The sequence below is a fragment of the Nocardiopsis ansamitocini genome (genome assembly GCF_030268225.1).
GTDB classification, from domain to species: Bacteria; Actinomycetota; Actinomycetes; order Streptosporangiales; family Streptosporangiaceae; genus Nocardiopsis_D; species Nocardiopsis_D ansamitocini.
On record NZ_BSQG01000010.1, the window covers coordinates 81,032 to 96,527 of the forward strand.

General features: G+C 71.8%; 8 protein-coding genes. 2 read left to right on the top strand and 6 right to left on the bottom strand.

The features are described from left to right. Positions 1 to 31: 31 nt before the first annotated feature. The gene (locus QSJ59_RS21265) at positions 32 to 370 is read right to left on the bottom strand and encodes a hypothetical protein (protein WP_285761499.1); all 339 of its coding nucleotides are present in this window, start codon (positions 368 to 370) and stop codon (positions 32 to 34) included. A 911-nt stretch (positions 371 to 1,281) separates the two neighbouring features. On the opposite strand from QSJ59_RS21265, the gene QSJ59_RS21270 reads away from it, so the two are divergent. Beyond that, the gene (locus QSJ59_RS21270; protein WP_285761500.1) at positions 1,282 to 1,743 is read left to right on the top strand and encodes a hypothetical protein; all 462 of its coding nucleotides are present in this window, start codon (positions 1,282 to 1,284) and stop codon (positions 1,741 to 1,743) included. 655 nt (positions 1,744 to 2,398) lie between these two features. Here the strand turns inward: QSJ59_RS21270 and QSJ59_RS21275 are convergent. Then, on the bottom strand, positions 2,399 to 3,250 hold the full coding sequence (locus QSJ59_RS21275) for an NmrA family NAD(P)-binding protein (RefSeq protein WP_285761501.1): 852 nt from the start codon (positions 3,248 to 3,250) through the stop codon (positions 2,399 to 2,401). Then, positions 3,247 to 3,666, bottom strand: coding sequence for a nuclear transport factor 2 family protein (locus QSJ59_RS21280; RefSeq protein ID WP_285761502.1), 420 nt, complete (start codon positions 3,664 to 3,666; stop codon positions 3,247 to 3,249). The genes QSJ59_RS21275 and QSJ59_RS21280 overlap by 4 nt, the downstream gene beginning before the upstream one ends. Positions 3,667 to 3,746: 80 nt before the next feature. Here QSJ59_RS21280 and QSJ59_RS21285 point away from each other — a divergent pair, with 80 nt between their 5' ends. Continuing rightward, a complete protein-coding gene (locus tag QSJ59_RS21285) occupies positions 3,747 to 4,334 on the top strand; it encodes a TetR/AcrR family transcriptional regulator (protein WP_285761503.1) in 588 nt (195 codons plus the stop codon). A 449-nt stretch (positions 4,335 to 4,783) separates the two neighbouring features. On the opposite strand, the gene QSJ59_RS21290 is transcribed toward QSJ59_RS21285, so the two are convergent. The 3 genes from QSJ59_RS21290 to QSJ59_RS21300 all read right to left on the bottom strand — a co-directional run bounded on the left by QSJ59_RS21290 (position 4,784) and on the right by QSJ59_RS21300 (position 15,479). Beyond that, on the bottom strand, positions 4,784 to 5,002 hold the full coding sequence (locus QSJ59_RS21290) for a hypothetical protein (protein ID WP_285761504.1): 219 nt from the start codon (positions 5,000 to 5,002) through the stop codon (positions 4,784 to 4,786). Positions 5,003 to 5,142: 140 nt separating this feature from the next. Further along, complete coding sequence (locus tag QSJ59_RS21295; protein ID WP_285761505.1) at positions 5,143 to 9,078, bottom strand: amino acid adenylation domain-containing protein; 3,936 nt, start codon at positions 9,076 to 9,078, stop codon at positions 5,143 to 5,145. Next, positions 9,075 to 15,479 carry a non-ribosomal peptide synthetase gene (locus QSJ59_RS21300; RefSeq protein WP_285761506.1) on the bottom strand — a complete coding sequence of 2,135 codons (6,405 nt, stop codon included), beginning with the start codon at positions 15,477 to 15,479 and terminating at the stop codon, positions 9,075 to 9,077. The genes QSJ59_RS21295 and QSJ59_RS21300 overlap by 4 nt, the downstream gene beginning before the upstream one ends. Between the last annotated feature and the right edge of the window lie 17 nt (positions 15,480 to 15,496).

Here is a 15,496-nt window from a genome sequence, read left to right on the forward strand (position 1 = left end):
TTCTCCCCCTCCTGCTTCCTTACCGAACGCCTCAGGTCCTGACCGTCGGGGACAGGCCCACACCCGCGAAGAGAGCCCTCGTGTCACCGCTGCAATACGCGGTGGAAGTACCGGTTTTCGCCCATGGCCCATAGAAATATTGGATCTTGCCGGTGGTCGCGCTCTTGCACGCGACGATGGCCCGGAACGATCCTCCGTTCGACTTCTTGCACAGGGCGCGTCCCCCCCAATCGCCCATCGTTTCGTAGCGGCATTCGCTCGGGTTGGCCATGGGTGCGACGGTGGTGTCGGCACTCGCCGCACCGGCCGAGCCAACCGCGCATACCGATGCCAGTGCGGCCACCGCCATAATTCTTTTCACCGTAGTCACGAAAATATTTTCCTTGCTGTTTCCAATTACCCGTAGCAATGTTCGAATCAGACGGGGCCTTATACATGTCTAGAAGTCGCAGGCCGAACCCGGGAATCGGGGGCTGCGATCAACGGGCCCAATTCTGGCAAGGGCGCCACGAGAACACCATGACGAGGAATGAACACTTTCTTGCTCATCAATGAAGCAGTCCTGTTTCATTCCCGTCGTGCGGTGATGTCCGCGGCGGTCGCGGCAGTCCGATCACGTCCCGGGCCTTTCGCTGTGGAAAGCGGTGGAAAAACGTCCGGCGGGGGCCGGGCGTCCCTGGCCTCGTCGGGGCATGCGCTCTCGTGGCTGTTACTCGGCGGCGTCAACGGCGCGTGGGCATCGGAGGGTCCGCCGTCGGAGCCCCCCGCCAGCAGACCGCTTCGGAGGACTTGTCGCACCCGATCTGGTGTGCATCGCCCCGCCCCTGGGATGTCTCGCCTCGGTCGGGCTGCCGCCGACAGCGCGTGGAACGGCCGGCGCTCATCGCCGAGCGGTTGCGCGGGGACTGCGGGGCAGGAGTGCGTGGACATCGATCACGGCTTCACCCCGACGCTCGGTTCGGGGCCTGTGACGCGGAGGGCCGTTGGGCGCCCGCCGGAGGACGTCGGCCGCCCCTTCCGACGCCGGACAGGCAGGGCCCGAAGAGCGAGGCGGACCGCCGAGGGGAAGGCCGTCCGCCTTCTTCGCGCGCCGCCTACCGCCGGGAGCACCCGTGTTCCCGGCACGCGCCGCGGCTTCCGCGCCCCCTGGGGCACGTGGAACAGGTCCGGCTCGCGATGCATGGTCGGGGCGCCGCTTGGAAAGATGTACGGCGGTACTGCTGACCACCGAGGCCCCGGGCCAGGTCCGGGCCCCGGCCACATCGAGGGTAATGAGGAAGCATGACCAAGGACGCGCGCGGTTCGGCCCTACTTTTCACCGTGGGAGCCCTGTCCGTTCTCCTGTGCGGCTGCGGCGGCGGGGAAACCATGCGACCGGAGCAGGAGAGCGGCTCAGGGACGCCCGCGGCCCACTCCGCTCCCGCCGCCCCGGCGTCGCCCAGCATGGACCTGCCCAAAACCGCCGACGGCACGGACCTGGGCGCCTGCCAGGACGCCGACTGCGAGGTCGAGGTGAAGCAGGGCGACACGATCCCGATGGACGGGGAGTACGGGGTGGACGAGCTGGTCATGCGGGAGGTGACCCCGGACTACGTGACCGTCGACGGAACCGCTCCGGGGGTCTCGTTGTCCACGAGCATGACGACGGGCGGCGGGGAGTCGTCGGGCAACCTCAACGACGTCCAGGTGACGGTCCTTGGCACCGACGACGACCACGCGGTCGTGCGGATCTCGCACACCTAGTGGGTTGACCGGAAACGTTCGCCGGGTCCGCGGCTCCTGACAGGGCGGATGCCATAGCGCTTGCCGCCCTTGTCGGAAGGCACCCGGTGGCCCGACCCGTCCGGGTCCGCGGACTCGCCGCGCCCGAAGGCCGAACAACTCCGGTGCACCGTCCGCCGGGGCAGCACCAACCACGGCGCGCTACCGACGGGCGACGATCGTCGGCCTCGTCCAGCGGCAACACGGTCCCCGCGATCGCCCGCCCGATCCACGCCGATGAGGACACCGTGCGCGAGGTCGGCCCCCTTCAGCGACATCGGCCCGGACGGTCTGTCCCCCAACCGGGCGGGAGACCGTCCCCGCCTGCTCACCACCCACGACACCACTCGTTTCTCTGACCAGGGCTTCGCCTCCGACGGGTTCGGCCCCCTGGGCATCCGTCCCACCGGCCGACGTGCTGGGCCCGCAAAGGCCGTCCCGAACGGCTCCCGGCCGTTTGGCAACCCCCATCGTCTCGACTGCGTTGGCAGCTTCGGAACAGGCGAATCCCGGCGGACCGGTCACTCGCGCGGCGTGGACGCCGACCCACCGCAGACTGATGGACGAGGACCGCTCCGGTGCCCGCCCGCTCCCGGGCCGGCACGTGGGGATCCGGCGGAGCCCAGCCGCTTGGCTCTCATCGCGCGGCCGAACCGGATACTCGCCGCAACACGTCGTCCAGGGAACGCGGGGGGCGTCCGGTGACGCGCTCGACGGTGTCGGTCACCCGATCCTCGATCCCCGAGGCGACGAGGCCGTCCACGCGGGCCAGCATGGCAGCCGCAGAAGGGTCCATCACCGCGCTGAACCGCTTTTCGAGTGCCTGCTGGCTGATCGCCCGATGTGCGACGGGTCGTCCGGTGACCGCCGAGTACGCCTCGGCGACGTCGCCGTAGCTCAGCGCTTCGGGTCCGGTGAGGACGAGATCTTCTCCGGGCACCTCGTCATCGGTCAACGCACGCGCTGCCACGGCCGCGATGTCGCCGGCATCGACGAAACCGATACGGCCGTCTCCGGTGGCCGTCGTCACGGTCCCCTCCGCTCGCATCTCACGCGCGTGGGGATGGTCGCCGGTGAAGTTCTGCATGAACCACGAGGGCCGCACCACGGCCCACTCGTCGAAGACACGGGGAAGGGCCTGGTGCACCCGGCCGACCGCCGGCCCGCCGGCTGGGACGATCGACGCGCTGAGGAGTACGGCGCGGCGTACGCCGCGCCGACGAGCGCGCTCGAGGAACGGGACCATGGCCGCGGCGGGATCGGGGTCGAGCGGCGGTGGCACCAGGTAGGCGTGGTCCACGTCATCGAGGGCGGCGTCATGCGTGGCCGGGTCGTACCAGTCGAATCGCGCCGAGCGGATCCCGGCTGTCGCTGGCGGGTTCCGGCTGGCCGCGGTCACCTCCACCTCACGGCGACGCAGTTCGGGCAGGAGCGCGGTCGCCGTGGTGCCGGTCGCACCGGTCACCAGGACGCGAAGCGGCCTGGTCATGAGCCCGCCGCCATATCAAGGACGGCCAACGGGTTCCAGTAGTCGCGGTAGGACGTGATCCGCCCGTCGACCACGTCGAGGAACACGACGTACTGCTGCGAGAACGGCGCGGCCGTCGCCTTGATACGTCCTTCAATGCTCATCTCGGCGATCAGGGCCCCGGGGTCGGTCGTCCCGTGAATGCGGACACTGGGCGCCTTGTCGACGTCGAGCGTGCCGGGCAGATGCGCCATGTAGGCGGCGACGTCGGACTTGCCCTCCAGCCGTCGGGGACGGCCCTGCGGCGCGAAGGGAAACTCGAAGACGACCTCGTCGTCGAGCAGGTCCAAGTATCCGGCCAGATCATCCCGCCATAGACGCGCGAGTCCTTCACGGAAGACCTCTTCGGGTGTACGCGGGTGCGGTTCGTCGGCCATGTCAAAACCTCCAGTAGATTACGGACCAGCAGTCCGAATCACTATACGGACCTGCGGTCCGTTTTTCAAGAGGAGGGACCATGTCTCCACGGAAGGCGCGCGCCGACGCGGTTCGCAACCGTGCCGCCGTCCTGGCAGCAGCGGACCGACTGTTCACCGAGTCGCCCGAAGGAACCGCCGTGTCCATGGACGCCATCGCCACTGCCGCGGGCGTCGGCAAGGGCACGCTGTTCCGCGGGTTCGGCGATCGCTCCGGATTGATCCGCGCCGTCTACGAGGCGCGCACCGAACGCCTTCGCGAGGCGATCGCCACCGGCCCTGCCCCTTTGGGGCCCGGCTCTCCCCCTCGGCAGCGGGTCCGGGCCGTCATGGCGGCCGTCGTCCGGGTCAAACTGGAGAACAGTCCCCTAATGCGCGTGCTCGAGAGCGCGACGTCTGGAGACAGCGGGGCCCTGGTCGACACCGAGCCGTACCGCTGGGTCCACGCCGTGCTCGCGGAAACCATCGCCGAGACCTCGACGTCGCTCGATCCCAGCTGGACGGCGCACGTTCTTCTGTCCATGGTCCGCGCGGACCTCCTGGACCACCTCACCTCGGACCGGCGGGCCTCTGAAGACCGAATCGTCTCGGACGTCGACGACGTCGTCGAACGGCTCCTGGATCGTTGACGGGCAAGGGCGTCCTCGCCAGTGGACGCAGACGGTCGACGACCGCTTGACCGGGGCGCCCACCAGCCAACCGTTGCGGATCGCCGTTGTGGGAGCGGCCCGGAACCACGCAGCACCACCACCGCGGACTCCGACCAGTTGCAGTCCAAGACCGTCAACGGCACCACCGAGGACTACGCCTACGACGCCCTGGACCGCCTCACCTCCAACGGCACCCTGGACTGCGCCTACGACGACGCGGGCAACCTGCTCAGCGAGGGCAGCGACACCTTCACCTACAACGACGCCGACCAGGCCACCACCGCGCGCGGCGTGGAGCTCGGCCACGACGACGAGGGCAACCTGACCGCCAAGGGCGAGCGCTCCACCGCCTACACCCCCATCAACCAGACCCGGCAGACCGACGCCGACGGCGCGCTGGCGACGCTGATCAGTTACGACACCGCCGATCAGACCCAGGTGCGCGCAATCACCGACGTCTTCGAGGGCAACCGCGTCGACCGCCAGGTCACCACCACCGCCCTGGGAGTCAGCACCATCGCATCCCAAGGCGTGCGCACGCATTTCGTGCGCGACACCGACGGCACACTCATCTCGATGATCCACGGCGCGGACAACGAACGATTCCACTCCACCACCGACCACCACAACACCGTGCTGGTCCTCACCACAGAGAATTCAACCGCCACCGATGCCGACGCGGCCTACACCTACGCACAATGCGACCCCGTCAACAAAACCGACCCCAATGGACTACAGACTGCCCTTCCAGACGCTCTCTGCGCGGGATTCACGATTTACGGCGCGATCATCGGGGGCGCGTGCCACGCCCCGACGCCTTCCCGATCTCCGCCTCGATCGCGTCCACGAGGGACGCTCGTTGGTCCCGCAGGAAGAAGTGGTCCCCGGGGAACACGGTCACCGTGCAGCGGCCGGTGGTGCGCTGCCGCCAGGCTTCGAGGTCCTCCCTGGTCAGCGCCTCGTCATCTGAGCCGCCGACCGCCAGGACCGGAACGGAGAGCCGGTCGAACCCGCAACGGTGGTCCGCGCTCAACGCGAGGTCGCCGCGGAACACGTCGAGCACCATCGCGCGGAGCTCACGCTCCTGGAAGACCGTGGGGTCGGTGGCGCCCAGTTTCAAGACCCGTTCGACGAGCTCGTCGTCGGTGAGGTGACCGCCCCCGTGCACCGGTCCGGTTCGGGGCCGCCCCGTCCAGGCCGACACCACCACCAGTTCGGGGCCCGGGTGTCCCCCGGCCTCCCAGTAGGCGGCGAGTTCGGTGGCGAGCATGGCGCCCATGCTGTGCCCGAACAGGCCGAACGGCCGGTCGAGGACCGGCCGCAGCACCTCGTCGAGCAGGGCGACCATCCGGTCGAACCGCTCGACGGGGGGATGCAGGGCGAGCCCCTCCCGCCCGGGGAGCTGCACCGGCTGGACGTCGACGCCCGCTGAGAACGCCTGCGGCCATTCCCGGTACGCCGACGCGCCACCCCCCGCGTAGGGGAGGCAGAACAGCGTGAACTCCGCGTCGGCCGAACGCGTGGACAAGCGGGGCAGGAAGGCGCTCGGCACCGGCTCGTGCCTGCGGGGCTCGACGGGCCCCGCCCGCCTCTCCCGCACCCGCACGGCGAGCTCCGCGACAGTGGGCGCCTCCAACAGCACGGCGATCGGCAGGTCCACGGCGCACTCCTGACGGATGCGGTGCACGACCGGGATCGCCAGGAGGGAGTGACCGCCCAGCTCGAAGAAACCATCGTCCGCCCCGACCTCGTCAACCCCGAGCACGTCGGCGAAGATCGCGCACAGCACCGCTTCCTCCCTGGTGCCGGGGCCGCGCCGGTGGGCCGCCGGAGCAGCGTACCCGGGCGCGGGAAGGGCGTCCCGGTCGAGTTTCCCGCTGGGGGTCAACGGCAGGTGGTCGACGACGACCACCGCGGAGGGGACGGCGGCGGCGGGCAGTACCTCCGCCACGGCGGTGCGGATCGCGGCGGGGTCGGCACCGTCGTGGGCAGCGGCGGGCACCACGTACCCCACGAGCCGCTCGTCGGCGGGGGCGTACTCGCGCACCACCACGGCGGCCCGGGCCACTTCGGGACGGGCGCGCAGTGCGGCCCGGACCTCGCCGAGTTCGATCCGGTGCCCGCGGATCTTCACCTGGTCGTCGTTGCGGCCGACGAACTCCAGCACGTGGTCCGGGCGCCTGCGCCCGAGGTCGCCGGTGCGGTACATGCGGGTTCCCGGGGGACCGTAGGGGTCGGCGACGAACCGCTGTGCCGTGAGCCCCGGGCGGTTGAGGTATCCCCGTGCGAGTCCGCCGCCCGAGATGTAGAGCTCCCCCACCACCCCGGGGGGCACCGGGGCGAGCCGTTCGTCGAGGACGTGGATCCACTCGCCGGGATTGGGGGTGCCGATGGGCACCGGCCCCGGCCCGGGTCGACGGCCGGGCGCCAACCGGTACCGGGCGCTGTCGACGGTGGCCTCGGTGGGGCCGTAGCAGTTGTAGACGACGACGTCGGGGAACCGCCGGCGCCAGGAGGCCAGGACGTCGCCCGTCAGGGCCTCGCCCCCCACCGTCAGGCACGCGCTCGGCGACGCGCCGTCGGGCAGCTCCGCCAGCAGGTCGAGGTGGCTGGGGGTGACGCACAGCAGTGCGGGCCGGTCCCCCGCCTGGGCCTCGTCCCACACGGATGCGCCGAGCCGGACCGTGCCGCCGCTGGTCAACGGCAGGTACACGGGGTTCAGTGCCTGGTCGAAGGAGAGCGAGGAGGTCACCACCGCGGTGCCGGCCGTTCCGGGGTACTCGGCGCGGGCCTGGCGCACGAACAGGCTCACCGAGCGGTGCTCGACCACCACGCCTTTGGGTCGCCCGGTGGAACCCGACGTGTAGATGACGTAGGCCGGGTGGGCGGGGAGCAGGGGCTGTACGCGGTCGGCGTCCGTTGGGTCGTGGTCGGGGAGGCCGGCGGCGTGGTCGGCCCAGGTGTCGATGTCCAGGAGGGGGACGGAGGAGGTGGTTGCGCGCCGCCCGAGGGCGCCGTCGGTGATGAGCAACCGGGGGGCGGCGTCGGTGAGCATGAGGGCGATGCGCTGATCCGGGTAGTCGGGGTCGATGGGCAGGTAGGCGGCGCCGGCCTTGAGGACGGCCAGCATCGCCACGATCGCGTCGGTGCCGCGCGGCAGCAGCAGCGCGACGATCGCCTCCGGGCCGATCCCCTGCCCGGCCAGCCGGTGGGCCAGCCGGTTGGCGCGGGCGTTCAGCTCCCGGTAGTCCAGTTCGAGCGCGCCGGAGGCGACGGCGGGGGCGTCGGGGGTGGCCGCGGCCTGCTCCTCGACGAGCGCGGGGAGCAGCGGCCCGTCGCCGGGCGCGGACGCCCCGGCCCGGCCACCGGTCAGCGCCGTGTGTTCGGCGGGGGTCAGGACGGTGGCCCGGCTGATCGGGCGGTCGGGGTCGGCGAGCATGTCGGCCACGAGGAGCAGCAGCCGCTCCACGATGCCGGTTGCGGTCTCCTGCGTGAACAGGTCCTGGGCGTACTCCAGCACCCCGTCGAGGCCGTAGTGGCCCTCGGCGTCGGGGGAGGCGTGCTGGCGCAGGTGGAGGGCGAGGTCGAACTTGGCGTTGCTGTAGTCGATGCGCTCTTCGGTGACGCGCAGGCCGGGAAGGTCGGGGACCCGTTCGGTCTGGTCCTCCAGGACCAGCATCACCTGGAAGAGGGGGTTCCAGGCCGCCGAGCGGTTCGGACGGAGTTCCTCCACGAGCCGTTCGAACGGCAGGTCTTGGTGGGAGTAGGCGTTGAGGTCGGTCGCGCGGACGCGCCCGAGCAGGGTGCGAAACGTCGGGTCCCCTGCGGTGTCGGTGCGCAGGACCAGGGTGTTGACGAACATGCCGATGAGGTCGTTGAGCCCCTCGTCCATGCGGCCGGCCACCGGGGACCCGATCGGGATGTCGGTGCCCGCCCCGAGGCGGGTGAGCAGGGCTGCGAACGCGGTCTGGAGCACCATGTACAGGCTCGCGTGCTCGTCCCGGGCGAGCGCGAGCAGGCCCTTGTGGGTTTCGGGGCCGATGTGCACCGGTACCGTCGCCCCCCGGTGGGAGGCGACGGGCGGGCGGGGCCGGTCGGTGGGCAGCGGCAGCGTCTCGGGGACGCCCTTCAGGGCGTCGCGCCAATACGCCAGTTGCCGGCCCCCCAGGCCGGCGGGGTCGCGGATGTCGCCGAGCAGTTCGCGCTGCCAGAGGGTGTAGTCCGGGTACTGCACCGCCAGTGGTTGCCACTGCGGGGGGCCGCCGGCGCGCCGTGCGGTGTAGGCGTCGGCCAGGTCGCGCAGCAGCGGGGTGAGCGACCAGCCGTCGGCGGCGATGTGGTGGAGCAGGAGGAGCAGCACGTACCGGTCGCCGCCGAGGGCGATCAGCCGGGTGTGCAAAGGCGGTTGCGCGGCGAGGTCGAAGACGTGGCCCACCTCCTCGCGGAGGGCGTCGGCCAGGCCGGGTTCGTCGACGTCGGTGGCGTCCAGGTCCGGTCGGGTGTCGGCGGAGGCGAGGATCTTCTGCCGCGGTGCCCCGTTCACCTCGGGGAAGACGGTGCGCAGGCTCTCGTGCCGGTCGACCAGGTCGCCCAGGGCGGCGTTCAGGGCGGCGACGTCGAGGTCCCCCTGGAGGCGGTAGATGAGCGGGATCCGGTACCCGGCCCCGTGGTCCACCTGGTCGAGGAACCAGATCCGGGACTGTGCGAACGACAGCGGGATCACGGCTGCTCCTGCGGTCGGGGCATGCGCCGCAACGTCGGCCTGCTGGTCCGCTCCGCGTTCGCGAGGCGGGCTGCCAGCGTTGCCACCGTCGGCGCCTCGAAGATCGTGCGGATCTCCACTTCCAGGCCCAGCACGCTCCGGAGGCGGCTGGCGAGCCTGGTCGCCGATATGGAGTGGCCGCCCAGGTCGAAGAAGGAGTCGTCGATTCCGAGCCGTTCGATGCGCAGGACTTCGGCGAAGAGGTCGCAGAGCACCTTCTCGTTCTCGGTCCGCGGGGCGCGCGACGTGGCGAGGACGGAGAAGTCGGGGTCGGGCAGTTCCGTGCGGTGGATCTTGCCGCTCGTGGTCAGCGGCATCCGGTCCAGGAACACCACGAGGGAGGGAACCATGAACTCCGGCAGGGAGCCGGCGACGAAGGCCCTCAGCGCTCCCTCGTCGGCGTCGGCCCCGGGCCTGGGGACCACGTAGGCCACCAGCCGTTTCCCCCCGGAGGTGTCGGAGCGCACGACGACCGCGGCCTGGGCGACGTCCGCGTGCCGGCCGAGGACGAATTCGACTTCACCCGGCTCGACCCGGAAACCGCGGATCTTCGCCTGGTCGTCGACGCGGCCGACGTAGAGCAGTTCCCCGTCAAAGGACCAGCGCACGAGGTCGCCGGTGCGGTACATCCGTTCCCCGGGGCCGTCGAAGGGGTTGGCGACGAACCGTTGGGCGGTCATGCCCGGGCGGGCCCAGTACCCGCGTGCCAGTGCCGTGCCCGCGATATACAGCTCGCCGGTGACGCCGGGGAGTACGGGCCGGAGTCCGGCGTCCAGGACGTACATGCGGGTGTTGGGGATCGGTGCCCCCACGGGTGCGGTCGTCGAGCGCCACCGGGTCAGGTCGGGGGGCAGGGTGAACGCGGTGACCAGGTGGGTCTCGGTGGGTCCGTAGAGGTTGTGCAGGCGCCGGCCCGGGAGTGCGGCGAGGAAGGCGCGGACGCCGGGGGTGAGGCGCAGCGCCTCCCCGCCCTGGCTGAGGTCGGTCAGTGCCGGTAGCCGGCGCCCCTGGACGTGTGCGGCCTCGCAGATGGCCTCCAGCATCACGTTGGGGACGCAGATCTCCTCGACCCGGTTCTCGTCGAGCCAGCGCACCAGGTGTTCGGGGTCGCGCCGCACCTGGGCGTCGGGAACGGCGAGCGGTTTGCCCGCGGTGAGGGTTTCGATGAACTCCCAGGCCGAGACGTCGAAGCTGAACGCGGAGAACTGTGCCACCGGCCCGTGCGGGGAGCCGGCCGTGCCGCTGTTGATCCATTCGGTGTGGGCGATCACCAGGTTGACCAGGGGGCCGGAGGTCATCACCACGCCTTTGGGGGTTCCGGTGGAGCCGGAGGTGTGGATGACGTACACGGGTGTGCCGGGCCGCAGGGGGGCGGTGCGGTCGGCGTCGGAGAGGTCGTGTCCGGGTTGTCGGGCCAGGCGGTCGGCCGTGTCGGGGTGGTCCAGGAGGATGCGGGGGGTGGCGCCGGGGAGGCCGGGTGCGGTCTCGGCGGTGGCCAGGACGGCGAGGGGGGTGATGTCGTCGAACAGGAACGCGATCCGTTCGGCTGGGTAGTCGGGGTCCACGGGCATGTACGCCGCCCCGGCCTTGAGGACCGCCCACACCGCGACCGCCTGGTCGGCCGAACGCGGCACCGCGACGGCGACCACGCTCTCGGGCCCCGCCCCGTGTTCGACCAGCAGCCGGGCCAGCCGGTTCACCCGAGTGTTGAACGCACCGTAGGACACCCGTTCCCCCGGGGCGAGGACAGCGTCGCGTTGCGGGGCCTCGGCGGCCCTGGCCTGGAGGAGTTCGGGCAGGGTCGTGTCGGGGACCGGCCGCGCCGTGTCGTTCCACCGCCGCAGGACGCGTTCGCGTTCGCCCGGGTGCCAGAGCTCGAACCGGCTGACGCGGCGGCCGGGATCGGCGACGGCGTCCTCGATCAGGGCGACGAGCCGGTCGACCAGGGAGACGACGGTGTCCCGGTCGAAGAGGTCCGTGCTGTACTGGACGGTTCCGGTCAGTGCCGCGGCCGGTCCGGTCCGGGTCGTCTCGTTGTCGATCTCGATGGCGAGATCGAAGGGGACGTACCCCGTCTCCACGGTCTCGGCACGGACCTCGACGCCGGGGAGCTCCAGTACGCCCGCCCGGGTGTTGCGCAGGGCCAGCACGACCTGGAACAGGGGGTGGCGGGCCGGCGACCGCTCCGAGGCGAGTTCGTCGACCAGTACCTCGAAGGGGATCTCCTGGTTGGCGTAGGCGTCGAGACAGGCCGTGCGCACCCGTTCGAGGACGTCGGAGAAGGTCGGGTCGCCGGAGAGGTCCGTTCGGATGACGAGCATGTTGGCGAAGAAGCCGACCAGGTCGCCCAGTGCTTCGTCGGTGCGCCCGGCCACCGGCGAGCCGATGGGGATGTCGTCCCCGGCGCCGAGCCGGGACAGCAGGACGGCCAGTGCCGCCTGGAGCACCATGAAGGTGCTCGCGCCGTGCTCCTCTGCGAGGGCGCCCAGGCGGCGCTGCACGGTTCCGGGGATGGTGAGTGGGACCGTGGCGCCCCGGTAGGAGGCCGCGGGCGGGCGGGGCCGGTCGGTGGGCAGCGCGATCTCCGAGGGGAGGCCGGCGAGCGCGCCCCGCCAGTGGGCGAGCTGCGCGGCCAGCAGGCTCAAGGGGTCCTCCCGCCGGCCCAGGAGGTCCCGCTGCCACAGCGCGTAGTCGGTGTAGCGCACCGGGAGCGGTCCGAAGGAGGGGGCCCGCCCGTCGTGCCGGGCGAGGTAGGCGGCCGAAAGGTCGCGCAGCAGCGGATGCACCGACCATCCGTCGCCGGCGATGTGGTGGATCACCAGCAGCAGCACGTGCTCCTGGGGGCCCAGCGCGAACAGCACGGCCCGCAGGGGTGGTTCGGACTCCAGCCCGAACCGGCGCCGCGCCTCGGCCACCAACCGGGCGGGCAACCGGTCGGGGTCGGTGGGCACCACGGGCAGGTCGACGTGCAAAGCGTCCGGGTCCAGCACCTGCTGGTAGGGGTCGTTCTCCGTCGGGGGGAAGACCGTGCGCAGCGCTTCGTGGCGCAGGACGACGTCGCGCAGCGCCGTTGCGAGGGCGGCGGTGTCCACGGGGCCCGAGAGCCGCAGCGCCATCGGATGGTTGTAGGCCGATCCCGTCCCCTCCAGCTGGCGTTGGAACCACAGCCTCGACTGGGCGAACGACAGCGGTGTGCGCCCGGAACGGTCGGACCGCCGCAGGGCGGGGCGGGCCGGGGCACCGTCGCCGATCAGCCGGGCCAGGCCCGCGGGGGTGGGTGCGTCGTACACCGAGCGGATGTCGGTCTCCCTGTCCAGGACCGTACGGATTCTGCTGACCAGCCGGGTCGCCAGGAGGGAGTGCCCGCCCAGGGCGAAGAAGTCGTCGTCGATCCCCGCCGGCAGCCCGAGGACGTCGGCGAAGACCGCGCGCAGCGCCTCCTCCACGGGGGTTCCGAAGGCGCGTCCGCTGGGGGCGTGCGCCGGGGCGGGCGCCGGCAGTGCGCGCTGGTCGATCATCCCCGACTGGGTCAACGGCAGTGCGTCGATGACGACGAGCGCCGCGGGGACCATGTAGTGCGGGAGCCGGGCGGCGAGGTCGCGCCGGACGGCCTCCTCGTCGACCGCTCCCCCGGGTTCGGGCACGAGGTAGCCGACGAGCATCTTGTCGCCCCTGGCGTCGGCGCGCGCCACCACGAGCGCCCGGCCTACGCCCGCGCAGTGGGCCAGTACCGCCTGGACCTCCCCCGGCTCGACCCGAAAGCCCCGGACCTTGACCTGGTCGTCGATCCGTCCGATGAAGTCCAGTTCCCCGTCGGGGGTCCAGCGGACGAGGTCCCCCGTGCGGTACATCCGCTCTCCCGGGGGGCCGAAGGGGTCGGCCACGAACCGCAGTGCGGTGAGGTCGGGGCGGCCGAGGTAGCCGCGCGCCAGGACCGGGCCGGCGATGTGGAGTTCACCGACGACGCCTGCGGGAAGGCGCCGCAACGCACCGTCGAGCACGTAGGCCCGGGCCCCCGCCACGGGGCTCCCGATCAGCGGGACCCGTCCGCCCGAGGAGCGGGTGAAACGCTTGCGGGTGACCTCGACAGTGGTCTCGGTCGGGCCGTAGCCGTTCCAGAAGACGTGGTCGGCCGTCCAGGTGTCCACCAGGTCGGCGGACACCGCGTCGCCGCCCACGGACATCACCCGCAGGCCGGGGAGCCGGTGGGCGGGGAGCAGTTGTGCCACACCGGGCGAGAGGTGGGCCATCGTCACCCGCTGCCGGACCATCAGGCCGTGGAGGGCGTCCGCGTCGTGACGGTCGTCGTCACTGGCGAGCACCATCGTGGCGCCGGCGGCTAGGGAGGCGAAGACGTCGAGCACCGAGGCGTCGAAGGTGAAGGCGGAGGCGGCCAGGACCCGGTCCTCGGGGCGTATCCCGTAGTCGGCGACGGAGTGGCGCAGGAAGTGCGCCAGCTCGCCGCGTTGGACCACCACTCCTTTGGGCCGCCCGGTCGATCCGGAGGTGTAGATGACGTACGCCGCCTGGGCGGACGCCGCGGTTCCCGGCTTGCGGTCGGGTGCGGGACCCGCGGACAGCGGGGCGGCTCCGGCGGCCGTCTCCTCCAGGAAGAGCGGACGGACGTCGGGCCCCACCCGGTCGGCCCGGTCGGCGAGGTCGACGGAGCTCACGAGCAGGACGGGGCGGGCGTCGCCGAGCATGAACGAGAGCCGCTCGTCGGGATGGTCCAGGTCCAGCGCCATCAGGGTGGCCCCCGACTTGAGGACCGCCAGCATCGCCACCACGGATTCCGGTGACCGCGGGAGCAGCAGGGCGACACAGGTCTCGGGGGCCGCTCCCCGCCCGGTGAGCACCGCGGCGAGGGCGTCGGCGCGCGCGTCGAGCTCGGCGTAGGTCAGGGAGGTCTCCGCGAAGACGACCGCCTGCGCGTCGGGGCGCTGTTGCACGTGGGGGGCGAGCAGATCGGACAGCGCGGTGGGTACGGCGCCGGGTTCGTGCGTCCCGGACTCCGTGGGTTCCTCGGGGGGTGCGACGACGGCGGGCTGGAACCCGGGCAGCAGGTCGGCGCGCCCGACGAGGGTGTCGGGCGCGGTGGCCACCAGGTCGAGCGCCCGCCGCATCAGGTTCAGGGCCTCGGCGTGGGCGGACGCGTCGTAGAGCTCGGGGTCGGCGTCCACCTCCAGGCGCAGGCTCCGGTCGGGGTCGATGTCCCACAGGTACAGGGAGAGGTCCTCGAACGGGCCGGCCGAGAGGTTGTGCGCGGTGACGGGGTGGCCGCCGAAGGTGTCGGGGTAGTCGAAGGCCATGACGTTCACCGAGACCGACCACGGTGTCTCGCCGGGGCGCAGGCCCAGGTCGCGGCGGATGTCCTCGTAGCGGTAGCGCTGGTGGCGGGCCGCCTCGCGCACGCGGCCGGCGCCGTGGGCCACGAGGTCGCGCACAGAGGTCCCCGGTGGCATCCGGAGGCGCAGCGGAACGATGTTGGCCATCATTCCGGGGACCGCGCGCTGGGCGCCGCGACCGCGGCCGTGGACGGCGAAGCCGAGCACGACGTCGGCCCTGCCGGTGGCGCACCCCACCGCCAGGCCGGCGGCCGTGGCCATCAGGCCGGCGAGCGACGTGCCGAGGTCGCGGGCGGCTTCTCTCAACCGGTCCGCGTCGGCGGGTTCGATGCGACACGAGAGGCGTCGGGCCCCGTCGGCTGCTCCGCGCGCGGGCCGGGTGCTGAGGCTGACCGGTCCGGGGTAGGCGTCGAGGACGCTGCTCCAGTACCGGCGGTCCGCGTCGTGCTCGGCGGAGGCGCGGTAGGCGGCGTCGGCGTCGAGCAGGGTGCGGATCGGACCGAAAGGCTCCCCCTTGTCGCCTCCCGTGTGCAGCGCGCCGTAGAGGTGGGCGAGGCGGTTGGCCACCAATGGCAGGCTGACGCCGTCGTTGATGATGTGGTGGTAGCCCTGGTACCAGTAGAAACGGTCGGCGGCGAGCTTGAGCAGGAGGTAGGTGGCCAGCGGGGCGCGGTGGAGGTCGCGGAGGCGGTGCAGGTCGCCGCGCATCAGTTCCAGGGCACGGTCGTGGGGGGCGTCCTCGGCGGTGAGGTCGTGGAACCGCAGGGGGGCGTCGACTTCGGCGAGGAGCCGCTGCGCGGGGTCCCCGTCCTCCTCGAACAGTTCGAGGTGGACCGACTGGGTCTCGCGCACCGCCAAGCGCAGTGCCTCGGCGAACACCCCGGTGTCCACCGGTCCCGCGATGTCGAGGTATTCGCCCACGTTGAGTATCGGGCTGTCCGGGGCGGCCTGCTGGGCGTGCCACAGTCCTCGCTGCCCGGCGGTGAGGTCGATGGGGTCGAAATCGCGGGCCGCCATGTTTCTCGTTTCTCCCG